At 39.4% G+C, this 15,722-nt stretch carries 16 protein-coding genes; 5 read left to right on the top strand and 11 right to left on the bottom strand.

Annotated elements, in window-relative coordinates; all coding sequences use genetic code 11:
* Positions 1-4: 4 nt before the first annotated feature.
* Positions 5-694 (bottom strand): CoA transferase subunit A, encoded by a 690-nt coding sequence (locus ACH0CI_RS02475; RefSeq protein WP_028411555.1) that lies wholly within the window; start codon positions 692-694, stop codon positions 5-7.
* Between the two features lie 238 nt (positions 695-932).
* Positions 933-2,120: an acetyl-CoA C-acetyltransferase gene (locus ACH0CI_RS02470; RefSeq protein ID WP_028411556.1), complete on the bottom strand. Its 1,188-nt coding sequence runs from the start codon at positions 2,118-2,120 to the stop codon at positions 933-935.
* Positions 2,121-2,297: 177 nt separating this feature from the next.
* Here ACH0CI_RS02470 and ACH0CI_RS02465 point away from each other — a divergent pair, with 177 nt between their 5' ends.
* Together ACH0CI_RS02465 and ACH0CI_RS02460 are read left to right on the top strand one after the other, a co-directional pair.
* A complete protein-coding gene (locus ACH0CI_RS02465) occupies positions 2,298-3,194 on the top strand; it encodes a hydroxymethylglutaryl-CoA lyase (protein WP_335388348.1) in 897 nt (298 codons plus the stop codon).
* Positions 3,195-3,262: 68 nt separating this feature from the next.
* The gene (locus ACH0CI_RS02460) at positions 3,263-4,174 is read left to right on the top strand and encodes an alpha/beta hydrolase (RefSeq protein ID WP_033579727.1); all 912 of its coding nucleotides are present in this window, start codon (positions 3,263-3,265) and stop codon (positions 4,172-4,174) included.
* Here ACH0CI_RS02460 and ACH0CI_RS02455 read toward each other — a convergent pair.
* Entirely contained in the window at positions 4,171-4,509 is a 339-nt protein-coding gene (locus tag ACH0CI_RS02455; protein WP_028411559.1) for an iron-sulfur cluster biosynthesis family protein, read from the bottom strand. The genes ACH0CI_RS02460 and ACH0CI_RS02455 overlap by 4 nt on opposite strands.
* Positions 4,510-4,639: 130 nt before the next feature.
* Here ACH0CI_RS02455 and ACH0CI_RS02450 point away from each other — a divergent pair, with 130 nt between their 5' ends.
* Complete coding sequence (locus tag ACH0CI_RS02450) at positions 4,640-4,855, top strand: CDGSH iron-sulfur domain-containing protein (protein WP_028410691.1); 216 nt, start codon at positions 4,640-4,642, stop codon at positions 4,853-4,855.
* Positions 4,856-4,928: 73 nt separating this feature from the next.
* On the opposite strand, the gene ACH0CI_RS02445 is transcribed toward ACH0CI_RS02450, so the two are convergent.
* Both ACH0CI_RS02445 and ACH0CI_RS02440 read right to left on the bottom strand, forming a co-directional pair.
* Positions 4,929-5,723 (bottom strand): SDR family NAD(P)-dependent oxidoreductase, encoded by a 795-nt coding sequence (locus tag ACH0CI_RS02445; RefSeq protein WP_034270970.1) that lies wholly within the window; start codon positions 5,721-5,723, stop codon positions 4,929-4,931.
* Between the two features lie 23 nt (positions 5,724-5,746).
* Positions 5,747-6,703, bottom strand: coding sequence for an MBL fold metallo-hydrolase (locus ACH0CI_RS02440; RefSeq protein ID WP_028411561.1), 957 nt, complete (start codon positions 6,701-6,703; stop codon positions 5,747-5,749).
* 268 nt (positions 6,704-6,971) lie between these two features.
* On the opposite strand from ACH0CI_RS02440, the gene proI reads away from it, so the two are divergent.
* Together proI and namA are read left to right on the top strand one after the other, a co-directional pair.
* Positions 6,972-7,820, top strand: coding sequence for a pyrroline-5-carboxylate reductase ProI (proI, locus tag ACH0CI_RS02435; RefSeq protein ID WP_034270974.1), 849 nt, complete (start codon positions 6,972-6,974; stop codon positions 7,818-7,820).
* A 137-nt stretch (positions 7,821-7,957) separates the two neighbouring features.
* Positions 7,958-8,974: an NADPH dehydrogenase NamA gene (namA, locus tag ACH0CI_RS02430; protein ID WP_406900831.1), complete on the top strand. Its 1,017-nt coding sequence runs from the start codon at positions 7,958-7,960 to the stop codon at positions 8,972-8,974.
* A gap of 28 nt (positions 8,975-9,002) precedes the next feature.
* Here namA and rnz read toward each other — a convergent pair whose 3' ends face one another.
* From rnz to ACH0CI_RS02400, 6 genes are all read right to left on the bottom strand, one after another.
* Entirely contained in the window at positions 9,003-9,932 is a 930-nt protein-coding gene (gene rnz, locus ACH0CI_RS02425) for a ribonuclease Z (RefSeq protein WP_335388344.1), read from the bottom strand.
* A gap of 68 nt (positions 9,933-10,000) precedes the next feature.
* A complete protein-coding gene (locus ACH0CI_RS02420) occupies positions 10,001-11,359 on the bottom strand; it encodes an aspartate aminotransferase family protein (protein ID WP_028411565.1) in 1,359 nt (452 codons plus the stop codon).
* A gap of 93 nt (positions 11,360-11,452) precedes the next feature.
* The gene (locus ACH0CI_RS02415) at positions 11,453-12,922 is read right to left on the bottom strand and encodes a CoA-acylating methylmalonate-semialdehyde dehydrogenase (RefSeq protein ID WP_028411566.1); all 1,470 of its coding nucleotides are present in this window, start codon (positions 12,920-12,922) and stop codon (positions 11,453-11,455) included.
* Between the two features lie 207 nt (positions 12,923-13,129).
* Positions 13,130-14,761: a PucR family transcriptional regulator gene (locus tag ACH0CI_RS02410; RefSeq protein ID WP_098112926.1), complete on the bottom strand. Its 1,632-nt coding sequence runs from the start codon at positions 14,759-14,761 to the stop codon at positions 13,130-13,132.
* A gap of 139 nt (positions 14,762-14,900) precedes the next feature.
* Positions 14,901-15,092 (bottom strand): hypothetical protein, encoded by a 192-nt coding sequence (locus ACH0CI_RS02405; protein ID WP_013059103.1) that lies wholly within the window; start codon positions 15,090-15,092, stop codon positions 14,901-14,903.
* Positions 15,093-15,487: 395 nt separating this feature from the next.
* Positions 15,488-15,700 carry a hypothetical protein gene (locus tag ACH0CI_RS02400; protein WP_028411568.1) on the bottom strand — a complete coding sequence of 71 codons (213 nt, stop codon included), beginning with the start codon at positions 15,698-15,700 and terminating at the stop codon, positions 15,488-15,490.
* Positions 15,701-15,722: the final 22 nt, after the last annotated feature.

Here is a 15,722-nt window from a genome sequence, read left to right as displayed (position 1 = left end):
TTTGTTATTTTTGAACGGTTAAACGCTCAATACGTTTTTCTTGTTCACCAATAATTAACGATTGAACATATACACTAGGTGTGTGGATAATATTTGGATCAAGTGAACCTGTTGGATGAAGTTCCTCTACTTCTGCTATCGTCACTTTTCCTGCTGCTGCAATCATTGGGCTGAAATTGCGCGCTGTCTTGTTATACACTAAATTCCCCATATGATCGGCTTTCCAAGCTCTAACCAAACTAAAATCAGCTTTTAACGCCTCTTCTAGTAAATATTCTTTCCCATCAAACACACGAACTTCTTTTCCTTCAGCAATGGGTGTTCCCACTCCCGCTGGTGTATAAAATGCAGGTATGCCCGCTCCGCCGGCGCGAATCTTTTCAGCTAGCGTGCCTTGAGGTAGCAATTCTACTTCAATTTCTCCTGACAGTACTTGTCTTTCAAACTCTTTATTTTCTCCCACGTAAGAGCCAATCATCTTTTTAATTTGTTTGTTTTTCAGAAGCAGTCCAAGTCCCCAGTCGTCTACGCCGCAGTTATTTGAAATTACGGTTAAATCTTTTACCCCTGTTTCAACTAACGCTAAAATCAAATTCTCCGGAATTCCACATAAACCAAAACCACCGACCATCATCGTAGCACCGTCGTGAATATCTTTCACCGCTTCTTTAAACGACGTATGTACTTGTTTCATACATAACCACCCCTTCGTTATTTTTGAAAACGCTTTCTAATCTATTATAAAAGATTTTTATTTCTTTTTAAATATATATATAACTAAAAATTATAATTTAATCATTTTTTTGTCAAAAAAGTTATATTAGTAGACAAAATTCAAAGAAAAACAAAAACGCCACGAGTTCCAAAGCAGTATGTTTGGAATCTGTGGCGTTGTGATATAGCTTTAATGTTTATTAAAGCTATATCAAAAATTAAGGACGTTCAACGATTGTTGCAACACCTTGGCCTCCGCCAATACATAACGTTGCTAAACCAAGTTTTGCGTCGCGTTTTTGCATTTCATGAATAAGTGAAACCAGGACACGTGTACCACTTGCACCAATAGGATGTCCAAGCGCAATTGCTCCACCGTTTACATTTAAAATATCATGGTTAAATTGAAGTTCACGATCCACAGCGATTGACTGTGCAGCGAATGCTTCGTTTGCTTCTACTAGTTGAACGTCTTCTAATGAAACAGCAGCTCTTTCAAGCGCCTTTTTCACTGCGCTTACAGGACCGATTCCCATAATGCTTGGGTCTACTCCAGCAGTTGCATTAGCTTTAATAGACACTAATGGTGTTAGGCCTAACTCGTCTGCTTTTTTACGGCTCATTACCACTACTGCAGCTGCACCGTCATTGATACCAGATGCATTACCAGCTGTTACTGAACCGTCTTTTTTGAAAGCTGGACGTAGCTTTCCTAGACTTTCAGCCGTTGTGCCTGCGCGTGGGAACTCATCTTGTTCAAAAATTGTTACTTGGCCTTTTCTTCCAGGCACTTCTACTGGCACAATTTCATCTGCGAAACGGCCAGATTGAATAGCTGCTTCTGCTTTTTGCTGACTTGAAGCTGCAAATGCATCTTGTTCGTCGCGAGTAATTTCATATTTATCACACAGGTTTTCAGCTGTAACGCCCATATGGTAGTCGTTAAATGCACACCATAGTCCATCTTGGATCATGCTGTCGACTACTTTTTGATCGCCCATTTTAAACCCGTTGCGTGCATTTTTTAATAGGTATGGTGCTTGGCTCATGTTTTCCATTCCACCAGCAACAATCACATCAGCATCCCCAGCAAGAATCGCCTGTGTAGCGAGATGTACTGCTTTTAGTCCTGATCCGCATACTTTATTGATGGTTAATGCTGAAACAGTTTCAGGTAACCCTGCTGCTAAAGTTGCTTGTCGTGCTGGATTTTGTCCTAAACCTGCTTGTAAGACATTTCCCATAATAACTTCATCTACTTCGTTTGCTGATACCCCTGCTTTGTTTAAAGCTTCTTTAATTACAGTACCACCTAAAGTTGTTGCGGATACATTTTGTAAGCTTCCCCCAAAGCTGCCGATTGCTGTACGTACAGCGCTTACAATGACTACTTCTGTTTGACCCATGTCGAAAACCTCTCCTTACTGTTTGATTACTGTGATTAACTGTCACTTGTATTAATTTCGACATCGCTTGCGAAATTCCTCTTTTTTTGTAAAAATTTATAATTTTTATTGAATTTTAATTTTTTAGAATTAAAATAAATATTAGTAAGCGTTTACATTGTGGGAGGAGAGCGGTTTATGGGGTTTCCTGAAAAAGTAACAATTATAGAAGTTGGTCCACGAGATGGACTTCAAAATGAAAAAAATTTTGTTCCAACTGATAAAAAAATTAATTTTATCAAAAAATTAAAAGAAGCTGGACTATCTGAAATCGAAATTACATCCTTTGTTTCTCCAAAATGGGTTCCTCAAATGAAAGATGCTTCTACTATTGCACCTATATTCCAGCCTGATACATGCCGAAACATTGTACTGGTGCCGAATCAAAAAGGCTTGGAAAAGGCACTGCAAGCTGATTGCCGCTCGGTTGCGCTTTTTATTGGCGTAAGCGATACTTTTAATCAAAAAAATATTAACAAAAACACGGAAGAGGCTATCCAAACGCTGCTTCCTCTCATTCAGCAGCTTAAGCAGCAAGAATGTTTTATTCGCACCTGCATTTCCACCGCCTTTTATTGCCCATATGAAGGAAAAATAAATGAACGTGACGTGCTGAGCCTTTGCGAAAGCTTTGTGGAAGCTGGAGTAGATGAGCTAAGCGTTGCCGATACAATTGGCATGGCAAATCCTAAAGATGTATTTTCACTTTTCTCGAAATTAAAACAAAGTTTTTCCCACACGCTACTTGCTGCGCACTTTCACGATACGAGAGGATTGGCTATTGCAAATATCTATGCAGCTCTGCAAGCCGGTATTAACAGGTTCGATTCATCCGCTGGCGGGCTAGGAGGATGTCCATTTGCTAAGGGAGCAACGGGAAACGTAGCTACGGAAGATCTTGTCTTTATGCTTCATGAAATGGGTATTTCCACTTCTATTGATGAAGAAAAGCTGCTCGAAGCGGTCGATTTTATCGCTCCTTACATTTCAAGACCGATTGAAAGCAAGCAATACTCTTTATTTGCACAGCGTTAAAAATTAGGTTTTTATGAGAGCGATGCTATAATAACTAATAGCTATATTAACAAAAGGAGCCGCTAATCATGAAAAAATGGCTATTATTAGTAGGAAGCGTTCTCGGAGCATTTGCCGCTCTTGGCATCTTTTTTACAAATCAAATGATGTACATCCGTAAAAAGACCGACAAAGTTATTATTGACCGCGATACGGAAGATGGCTTTTATGATGAGAAAGTCTATAGCACTCTTCCTAAAGAAGCATTTGTACTTCCTTCTTCTCTAGGCTATAACATAGCTGGGACCGTTATTAAACAACACGATCACAACCGATTTATGATTCTTTCGCATGGAGTCACAGTTCATTCACTGAATTCTATGAAATATGCTCGGCTTTTTCTGAAGCTTGGATGGAACGTCGTTCTTTATGATCATCGCCGTCACGGCAAGTCTGAAGGGAAAACAACGAGCTACGGCTATTATGAAAAGCTGGACCTTCAATCTGTTGTTCACTGGGTAAAAGAACAATTCGGTTCAACTATTTCCCTTGGGATTCACGGGGAGTCTATGGGAGCTGCGACCACTCTTTTATATGCTGGAATGGAAGACGGAGCTGATTTTTATATTGTCGACTGCCCTTTTTCAGACTTGGAAGAACTTCTTGCCTATCGCTTAAAACAAGATTTCCATCTGCCCAAACAGCTTGTGATGCCAGCAGCCAATATTATTTTAAAATGGCGAGAAGGCTATTCATTTAAAGACGTATCCCCCATTTCAGTCGTAGATCAAATAAAACATCCTGTTCTGTTTATCCATAGTAAAGAAGATGACTATATTCTTCCTAAAATGACGGAGCAGCTGCATGCCAAAAAAATGGGTGCAAAACGGATGTATTTGGCACCTGTAGGCACTCATGCCCGCTCGTATGCTGATAATCCAGGGGAATATGAACAAGTTATTGAATCATTTTTAGAAAAAATACAAAAAGAAGCGCATTAAAGCGCTTCTTTTGTTTTATCGATGAATGACATGCGCGGATTTAAAATTTGAGAAGGACATTTTAGCATAAACGCATATGCACTTTCATTGTAGTCAACCGTCATATTATCATCTAGAAATACTTGCTTTGTTTTTTCGACAAGAACGGGAACAAAATTCGTCTCGATGGTCACATCATCGCTCTCTTTTTCATCAACAATCCATAGCGTCGTTACACCGCTCACCACACAGCCGCATCCATCCGTATCGTATTTCAATTTTAAATATAGTGAAGAATCTTTTCCGTACTTTTCTTGTATTTTTGTTATTGCTTTATCTGTAAAGGTAATATTCATTTTCCTTTAACTCCTTTTAAACTAATTGTATAAACAAACGAAAATTGCTTATATAATGAGTATAATACACATCTTGCTTTCATTAAACTCTGGCGCTTCATATAGGTGTGTACAAAAAGGAGGTTTTTCTATGTCAAAAGTACAAATTAAAGTAATGGATAACGGTTCTTTCCGTGTCACTGGAGACGTTGAATTAATTGATGCAGACGGCAATAAATTTGAAACAAAGCCCACATTTTCACTATGCCGATGTGGCCAGTCGCAAAAGATGCCCTTTTGCGACGGAAATCATAAAGGAAAATTCGACTCTTGTGTGCGCGCTGCAAAAGTTTTAGATGAGCAGTAGATTCATAGAAATACAGCTTTACTGAACGAAAGCATTAACGAAAAACATTGATAACCTGTGATTAAAGCACAGGTTATTTTCTATTAAACGCATCCCCTGCCAATTTTTCTACGAGCCCCGGGGCAAGCTGATACACCTTCGAACCCATGTTCATCCACTTAGGCAAGTTGACTTCTCGTTTTGGTTTCCCAATAATATTGACCGTTTTTTCAGCTACGTATTGAGGTGTTAACATAAACTTTTCTACACTTTTTTCATAGTTTCCTGACTGATCCGCTATTGAAAAAAAGTTGGTTTGAATAGGACCTGGATTCACTGCGGTTACATAGATATCCGTTTTTGCTAATTCCATTCGCAGGCTGTTGGTAAACCCTAGCACGGCATGTTTAGAAGCTGAATAGCCACTGGATTTAGGCGTTGCCAGTTTGCCTGCTTGAGAAGCAATGTTAATAATATGTCCTTTGTTTTCTTTTAGCATATAAGCTAAAATTTCTTGTGTACATGCAATTAATCCAATAACATTGACTTGAAACATTGATGCAATTGTCGAAATGGATGCTTCTTTCACTTCTTCAAATACACCAAAGCCTGCATTATTAATCAGCACATCAACACGCTTAATTTCACTTATCATTTTCTGAACAACACTTTTGACTTCCTCTACGTTCGCTACGTCAGCTTTATATATGTAAGAGGTAATCCCATACTTTTGATTAATTTGCTCAGCTACTCGCTGCAGCTTTTCTTCTGTACGTGCAAGTAAAACGGGGACGCCCCCTCTTTTGGCCACTTCATAAGCTAAATGTTCTCCAAGACCTCCTGAAGCGCCTGTAATCACGACATGTTGGTTCTTTAACGAGGATTTCAAATATAACACACCTTTTTTGTAAGTTAAGAGCACACAGAATAAATAAGCGTACTTTCCTTTTCATGTGTACTGATTTTATTTGCATCTTCTAAAAAATCGAGCTGACCAATTGTTTCAGAAAGAGTTAGCCCTAGTTCTTTTTCATAAATAGTAGGAAATAGCTGTTTGCAAATATCAAACGCTGTTTGAGGGCGTTCTTTTATCATGCTAAGCACTTTATCCGCTCGGTCGCTTTGCTTTTGTAACCTCTCTTGTACAAGTTCACGGACATGTAATACTTCATCTCCATGACCTGTATAGATACAGCTTATCTCTAAGTCAAGCAGACGTCTTAACGAATGATTATATTGAAGAAGCGTTTTAGGCCGCTCGCCGCTTGGTTTCATAGGAGGTTCAATAAGCGGATTAGATGAAATATGCTTTAACAGCAAATCTCCTCCAATCATAACCGCTGTTTTTTCATTGTATAATGCAATATGGCTTTGAGCATGACCGGGCACTTCAAGCACTTTCCAACTCTCTAGGCCCGGAATGTAATCTCCTTCCTGCACAGAAGTCGTAAGAGAACGGTGACATGAATACTTCATTGATGCTTTTAAACGTTTTAAATAGGGGCGAAATCTTTCATCTACGCCCGCTTTCATAAAGTGATCTTCAAAAAACGCATCGTACCACTCAAAAAAATCCGGATTCTGAGAGATCCAAGGCTGATTTTTCGCATGACCGACTATGGCAATATCTTTATCAAAAAAATCAAGCATTCCTACGTGATCAGGATGGTGATGAGTTAGGACAACTTGTTTAATATCATCTGGTTTTAATCCTATTTCATTAAGCTTTTCTTTAAATACAGACCACGCTGCCTCCGTTTTAATACCAGCATCGATTAGCGTAACGGTCTGACCTTTTATAACAAAAACATTCACATCTCCTACCGCAAAAGGAGTAGGCAGCACAATTTTATACAATTGCTCATTCATCTGTATTTTTGCTCCTTTACCATCGCATTTTCTTTTAAGTTTACACGATTTTTCCCCTTATTTATACAATTGCTTTCGTTTTCTGAAAATTACATTGACATCCCTCTCTTTTTCATTGCATAATGACAGAAATATAGTGAAGTTTTATTCATATCTTTAGATAACTATGCATTTTATAAAGAAGAGATACACAAACACAAACCTTTAACAGATACTGAAATTTCAGTATCTGTTTTCATTGGATAGCAAATGACTGGAGGAAATTTTAATGAAAACGGATTTAAACATCGCCTTTATTGGAGCTGGATCAATGGCTGAAGCCATGATCTCAGGGCTGCTGTCAGATAAAAAGCTTCGCCCCAATCAAATCACCGTAACAAATCATAGCAGCGATAAAAGACTTCACGAACTTCGAAACGCCTATGGAATTAACATTACACGTAATCATGCCTTGTTAATAGAAAAAAGCGATATCGTCGTGCTTGCTATTAAACCAAAAGACGTAGCCGAAAGCATCAATACGATTAAGTCCTATATTCGTCCCCATCACCTCGTTCTCTCTGTTTTAGCGGGTGTATCGACTGCCACAATTGTAAACTTGTTTGACCAAGAAGTAGCGGTTGTAAGAGCTATGCCAAATACATCTGCTTCTATTGGATTATCGGCTACAGCCATTGCACCCGGGAAGTTTGCTACAGCGGAGCATATGAACGTTACTACTGCTTTATTTGAAACGATTGGTACGGTTACAACTGTAGAGGAAGAGCAGCTTCACGCTGTAACAGGACTATCTGGAAGCGGCCCAGCGTATGTCTATTATCTAGTAGAAGCAATGGAAAAAGCAGCTGAAAAACAAGGCTTGGATACGTCAGTGTCAAATGAACTAATTCTTCAAACGCTTATCGGTGCTGCAGAAATGCTGAAACAGTCACCTAAAACACCGGCCGTACTTCGAAAAGAAGTTATGAGTCCTGGCGGTACAACAGAAGCAGGAATCGAACAGCTTATTTCTCATAACTTCCAAGAAGCGATGATGCAGTGTATTGAACAAGCTACCATTCGCTCTAAATATTTAGGAGATACGATTGACGAAAAAATCTCGAGTAAACGTTCGTAAAGGTTCACCTCTTTCTAAAAAAAGAAAGAGGTTTTTTTATGATTAAAAATGGATAAGCAGATTATGTGAAAGATATTTCAATGCGGTGATATAATAACTTTTGTTTAGAGTATCGAAATAATTGGAGGTTAAACCGAATGACAACAAAACTATTTTCACCTTATACAGTGAAAGACGTAACATTAAAAAACCGAATTGTAATGTCACCAATGTGCATGTATTCATGCGAAAAAGAAGACGGAGTAGTAACCGACTTTCATATGGTTCACTACACAACTCGCGCGGTTGGACAAGTAGGTCTCATTATGGTTGAAGCCTCAGCTGTCGTCCCACAAGGTCGTATTTCAGCTCAAGACTTAGGGATTTGGAATGATGAGCAAAGAGATGGATTAACAAAACTTGTGACACAGCTAAAAGAAAGCGGTGCAAAAACGGCCATTCAACTTGCACACGCAGGACGTAAAGCAACTGTTGAAGGCGATATTTATGCTCCTTCTGCGATTGCTTTTGATGATAAAAGTAAAAAACCTGTGGAAATGACCACAGAACAAATTCATGAAACGATTTCTGCCTTTAAAGAAAGCGCTCGACGCTCAAAGGAAGCTGAATTTGATATTATCGAGCTTCACGCGGCACACGGTTATTTAGTACATCAATTCCTATCACCGCTAAGCAATAAACGCAGCGACGAATATGGCGGCAGCGCAGAAAACCGCTATCGTTTCTTAAAGGAAATTATTGACGCTGTGAAAACAGAGTGGGACGGTCCTTTATTTGTCCGTGTTTCTGCTTCTGACTATACAGAAGGCGGATTAACAGTCGATGATCACGTTGTATTTGCAAAATGGATGAAAGAACAAGGCGTCGACTTAATTGACGTTAGTTCTGGTGCTCTTGTACATGCTCCAATTAACGTATACCCTGGCTATCAAGTTCCGTTTGCAGATAAAATTAAGCAGCAGGCAAATATTGATACAGGCGCAGTTGGATTAATTACAACTGGACGACAAGCTGAAGAGGTTTTACAAAGCGAACGCGCTGATTTAATTTTTGTTGCGCGCGAACTTCTGCGCGATCCGTACTTCCCGCGCACGGCGGCAAAAGAATTAAATGAAACACTTTCAGCACCCGTTCAGTACGAACGCGGATGGTAAAAAAAGACGAGGATATCCTCGTCTTTTTTTATGAAATCGTAAACCTTTTTAAGTCTTCTGCTATATCGGTATTCGGAAAAATTTCTTTTGCTCCTTCTGCTAACTGGCTGACTGCGTCTCCTTGGTAACGCGAACTGATATGAGATAAAATAAGACGCTCGGCCGATGCTGTTTTAGCAATTTCAGCGGCTTCTTTTGCAGTAGAATGAAAATAGTTGTAAGCAAGCTCCTCGTCTCCCGCTGCAAACGTAGCTTCATGGATTAACACATTCGCATGCATAGCAAGCTGAACACTTTGCGTGCACCTTCTTGTATCTCCTAAAACCGTGATGACCTTCCCTTTTTTAGGTTCTCCTACAAACTCTTGTCCATTGATTAGACGCCCATCTTTTAATACTACTTCTTTCCCTTCTTTTAACTGCTGATAATGAGGCCCTGGGGGAATATTCATTTCTCTTAAACGCTGAACGTCCAGTGACCCTGGCAAATCTTTTTCGACAACGCGATATCCATAAGATAAAATGCCATGTTCAAGTTTGCCAAACTCCACTGAAAAAGTTTCATCTTCAAAAATCGTTCCACTTTCACTTTCCTCTTCTATTTCAACAACCTCTAGAGAATATTGCAGATGCGTTTGACTTACAGCAAGCGTGACTTCAATAAATTCTTTAATTCCTTTCGGCCCGTATACAGTAAGCAGCGATTCTCCGCCTTGAAACGAACGGCTTCCAAGGAGTCCGGGCAATCCGTAAATATGATCACCGTGAAGGTGCGTAATAAAAATTTTCTCAATTCGTCTCGGTTTAACGGTTGTATGTAAAATTTGATGCTGCGTTGCTTCTCCGCAATCAAAAAGCCACACCGCCCCTCTTTCTTGCAAAAGTTCGAGCGCAAGAGATGAAACATTCCGCTGTTTTGCTGGTACTCCTGCACCCGTTCCTAAAAATAACAATTCCATTTTCTACTTCCTCCTTTACACGCACAAAAAGCCTGTAAGTATATTATACAGGCTTTTTGCAAACTTACCTATTTGATGCTGTCAAGCGCATACGTAATAGTAGCTAATAACAGCTCAATATCACTTTCCTCAATGTTGAGCGGCGGTGAAAGGGTGAGAACATTATTATAGCCGGCTACCGTTGCTCCATTTTTCCCAATAATGACTCCTTTGCTTTTGCATTTAGCAATCACTTCATTTACAAGATTAACGTCTAACGGTTCCTTCGTTTGTTTATCAGCTACAAGTTCAATTCCGATTAAAAGCCCTTTACCTCTTACGTCTCCGACGTATGGGTGGCTATCGATAAGCGGCGTTAGCTCACTTAATACGTAAGCTCCGAGCTGTTTAGAACGATCAAACAGATTTTCTCTTTCCATAATTTCTAAATTCTTTAATGCCAGTGCACACGCAGCCGGACTTCCTCCAAATGTATTAACATGGCGAAAATACTCGTACTGATCGCTATCTTTGAACGCTTCATAAATTTCTTTTTTAACAGCAGTTGCCGAGAGCGGAAGATATGCGCTTGTAATTCCTTTTGCCATGGTAATGATATCTGGTTTTACATCGTAGTTCATAAAACCAAAGGCTTCTCCTGTACGTCCAAAGCCGCAAATAACTTCATCTACAATTAGAAGTGCACCGTGTTTTTCACACGTTTCTTTTACGCCTTTCATATAATTTTGAGGCGGTAAAAGAATTCCTCCACCTGTAATAATTGGCTCCATAATAACAGCGGCAATCGTTTCGCTTAGCTCCCACGTCATGACATTGTCAATATCTTTTACAGATTGAAGCTCTTCTTTTGGCGCATGGTAGTCATCTTGCCCTCGGTATGAATCAGGCGGCGCAACGTGAATAAAGCCAGGAGCAAGCGGTTCATATTTATATTTACGCTGAGCTTGGCCCGTTGCTGCTAGTGCGCCCATTGAATTTCCGTGATACCCTCGGTAACGCGAAATAAATTTGTAGCGAGAATGCTCTCCTTTTTGCTGATGGTATTGACGCACAATTTTAAAAGCCGTTTCATTTGCTTCAGATCCGCTATTTGAAAAGAAGATAACATAATCATCACCTAGCATTTCATTTAGCTTCTCTGCTAGTTTGATAGCAGGTACGTGAGATTGAGTGAGCGGAAAATAAGCCAGTTCTTTTAGCTGCTCATAGGCTGCGAGCGCTAACTCATCCCGTCCATACCCGGTATTTACACACCAAAGCCCTGCCATTGCATCTAAATAGCGATTTCCTTGTTCATCTGTAATCCAAGCACCTTTTGCTTTTGTAGCTACCATCGTTGCATCCGGACTGTATGGTTTCATTCCATGCCATACATACTGCTCATCTTTTGCACGCAGATCTTTTTCATTTTGACTGACCTGTACCATCTTATCCACTCCCAAATCGCTAGCGCGGTATTTTTTTCTGTATGAAAAGACTTCGACAAAATGCCGAAGCCACTTGCTATATTCATCTATATGTTAAAAGTCAAAGCGTGATGTAACCATCTTTTTACGTGTAAAGAAGTTCAAACCGTCTTTGCCGTTTACATGCAAATCTCCGTAAAAAGAGTCTTTCCAGCCGGAGAATGGGAAGAAGGCCATCGTAGCAGGTACTCCTACGTTAATGCCGAGCATACCCGCATCTGCTTCTTCTCTAAATTGACGCACCGCTTTTGCATCTTTTGTATAAATCGTTGCTCCATTTCCAAAACGAGATTTTTCCATATAGCGAAGTGCTTCATCTAATGTGTCAGCGCGAAGCAAGCTTAGTACAGGTGCAAAAATCTCTTCTTTAGCAATGGTCATATCAGGAGTTACGCGGTCAAAAATGGTTGCTCCTAAGAAATTTCCTTCTGCATGTTCATCCATTTCTTTACGTCCGTCACGAATGAGTTCCGCCCCTTCTTTCATGCCAAGTTCAATATAATCCAGCACCTTATCACGGTGCTCTTTTCGAATCACGGGCGTTAGAAGCACTTCATCATCAAATCCGCTTCCCATAATTAATTCATCTGCTTTTTGCTTTAATTTTGCGACGAATTCATCTCCTTTTTCACCAACTACGACCACGGCGCTGCAAGCCATGCATCGCTGGCCGGCACTCCCATAAGCCGAGCTGATAATATGGGATACCGCTTTATCCATATCGCAGTCTGGCATCACAACATGATGATTTTTAGCTCCGGATAAAGCCTGAACTCGTTTCCCTTGAGCTGCAGCTTGTTCATAAACATACTTTGCTACCGGCTGCGATCCGACGAATGAAATCGCTTTAACTTTTTCGTGCTCTATTAATCCATTCACGACATCATGTGCACCGTGTACAATATTTAATAATCCATCCGGTGCTCCTGCTTCTGTAAAAAGTTCAGCAAGTCGCGTTGCTAAAAGCGGCGTTCGCTCAGACGGTTTTAATACAAACGTATTTCCACATACAATGGCAAGAGGGAACATCCAAAGAGGTACCATCATCGGAAAATTAAAAGGTGTGATGCCTCCAACGACACCCAGTGGAAAACGGAACATTTCAGAATCAATTTCTTCCGCTATGTTATTTAATGATTCTCCCATTAATAAAGTAGGAGCACCCGCAGCAAACTCCACGCATTCAATACCGCGCTGTACTTCACCGTAAGCTTCTTTAAAAGCCTTGCCGTTTTCTTGTACAACTAATTTCGCTAACTCTTCGTGATGCTTAACTAGTAAATGCTGAAACGCAAACATTAATCTTGCTCGTTTTGGAGCAGGAACGTTACGCCATGTTTCAAATGTTTTTTGCGCTGTTTCCACCGCATTGGCTACGTCTTCTTTTGTAGAAAGCGGTACTTTTGCAATTACTTCGCCCGTCGATGGATTAATTACCTCTCCAAATTTTTGCCCTGCCGTATCAACCCATTTTCCGCCCACGTAATTTTTTAAAACTTGCGTATCATTATTCACAACTGACATATCGCTTGGCCTCCTCAAAAAATAAGAAATGACAAATCTACCTTTATTATTGAATAAATAAATGGTGGTTGCATTAGACAAAATGTGAAACAACTCTAGATTCTCGTTTCACATTTTGCGCAGTGAACTCGGAGAAAGCATGAACTAAAATGAACATATAGTAAAATCATCCTCAACATAAAAAAACAGCTGTTTCCAGCTGCTTACTTATCCGTTTATAAATTCCGCACGCGACTTTTTCATCATAAACAAATATTCGTATGCCATAATCATAAATTCAATCGCCAATCGTTTTTCCGGCTCCATAAAATCTTCACCCAGCAGCTTTTCTAGTTTTTCAATGCGGTGATACAGCGTTTGCCTCACAATGTATAAACGCTTAGCCGTCTCTTGTTTAGATCCGTTGCATGCTAAATAAATTTTTAATGTTTCCATGAGTTTTGCATTGTACGTTTCATCATATGTAATAACGGGCTGCAGATATTCAAACACCACTTCCTGTAAGTCTTCATGCTGATGTAAAAGCGAAATAATTCGGTACATATGCAAATCATCATAAAAATGAATAATGGTTTGTTTTTGCAGCATTTCTTGAATCGAAATTGTTTCTTTAGCCGTTTCATAGCTTTTATGCATACAGTCAAGCTGTTCACAGTATTGGCCAATTCCGATAAAGCTAATAGCGTTCCGCTTTGAGTTTTCATCCGATTCGTATTGATTCATCCAGCGGTGAAGGCTGCTTTCTAATCTCTCTCTCCACGTGCTAACCATTCGTTTGTTCAAAAGAATAAATAACACTTCGCGATTTCGCTCGGAGACTAATAAGTGAAAGCCTTCTTGTTCAAAGATGCTTCGTAAGATCAGCTTAAAATACGTTCGATCAAACTTTTCCCGTCTTTGCCACTTACAGCAAACAACGATACCCCCGCGAATAGGAGAATCTGAACACACCTCGTGCATAGAATCTTTTATTTGTTCAAGAGTTAGCTCTCCGTTCATCCATTTCGTCATCCATTCAGTTTCATCTACTCTTTTTTTCTCTTCGACATACAAGTCCTTCAAAAAATGCTGAGCAAGTGCAGTTGCCGTCCGGTCAACGGTGAGCACTTCAAGTTCTGTTAACGCTTCATTTATAGAGGCGACATACAGCTGAGCATAATCTTGTCCTAATAAATGAATAGGCTGCTCAGTAAAATGCGGACTCTCATTTTCCCTGCTTATATAATGAAGTAGAAGCTGCTGTTTGAGTAAGTCCATTTCCGGAGCAAAGGTAAGTAATTCATTTGAAACTTTAAGGCCGACAAGAAGCCCCGTAGATTCATATAAACACTGTAAGATAACGGCCGGGTCATTAACTGTTAACAGCAGCTGATTTAGCCGATGAGAATACTGTTCTAAATCGGAAATCATTTGATAATGCTGATTAATTAAAAGTGAGTGAACATCTTGCGTAATTTCAACGAACGGAACTTCTTCATGAAATAAAATAATCGGAAAATCACATTCGTTCGCTTTATCAATGACAATTTGCGGAATCTTAGAAGTATAAGTGCCAAGTTCAATACACAGTCCTGATGCCTTACAAGAAATTAATTGCTGAAGAAATGATAAACAAGATTGAGGATCTTCTCCCCAGCCTACCCCTGTTGATAAAATGAGCTCGTTTCCTTTTAGCAGCTCATTAATGCGCGTCACTTCCATCACGTGCACCCACTTCACAGAATTAGTAAGCCCTTTCTCTCCAGCTATTACTTCACAGTTTACAAAATGTTTCCTTGTTAAAATCTCTGTTACTGTTAAATATGATTTCAAGTCAACACCGCCCCTAGCGAATTTCACATCATGTCTCCTGGATCATTAACGCGTATTTCGCATATGTGTAGAACAAAAGCTATATCTTCTTACATTATATTAAATATTTAGAAGAAATAAAATATTTAATAAAAGAAACGAAAAAAGCTGTAACGATAATGGATCGTTACAGCTTCTGAGCCGTTTGCTGTAATTTATTAAAAAAACCGTGGCGCTTAACCGCTTGTTCTTTAATTCGGTGAATTTCTTTTTTATAAAAACGCAAATCTTGTAGTGACACTGCATTTAACATTTCCATTTTTAATTTATCAATAATTTTTGTTTCTTCTTGTGTCATACACTGCGTAGCTTGATCCATCCGTGTCACACCCTTTTTATATTTAATAGATTTATTGTGAAAACGTTCTACTATAATATTTACTACAATTTACTAGATAACTAAACCTTTTCTCTTTCGATGTAAACGAAATGTAACAACTGTAATACAGTCAATGGATAATATCTAGTTATTTTGTTTCACATCCAAAACGAAAAAAACACAAAAACGGATCACTTTTGTCAGCCAATATAGTAAAAAACTTATAGGTCTTAGTAAACAAAGAAAGGGATTGAGACATAACTAAATTACTTCCATCAACATCTAGGAGCACCTGCATACGTGAAACCTACGTTCACCCTACCAATAAAAAAATCCGAACGATTCATCGTTCGGATCTTCCTTCAGCTAAAATAATTTTGTCTCAGCCTTCGTTTTTATACTTGTTGAATCAGTAAAGATGAAAAATACTTTCTAGCATCCGCCGTCAATATATGAAGCGTTTCTTGTTCGGTTTGATTCTTTTCGATGCGTTCAAACGTCACAAACGCCCCGCTTAGATTCTCTGTTACAGCCGTTATTTTAAATCCTTTTTGCAGCAAAAAATCAATCTTTTCCCGCTCTGCCATATATTCATGGTAACTTGACATTCCCCTGCCTCCAATCTATTTT

The organism is Priestia sp. 179-F W1.4 NHS, assembly GCF_045369295.1.
Classification (GTDB): Bacteria; Bacillota; Bacilli; order Bacillales; family Bacillaceae_H; genus Priestia; species Priestia zanthoxyli.
The sequence above is the reverse complement of the archived record's forward strand: the minus strand, read 5'-3'. Positions and strand labels throughout refer to the sequence as shown.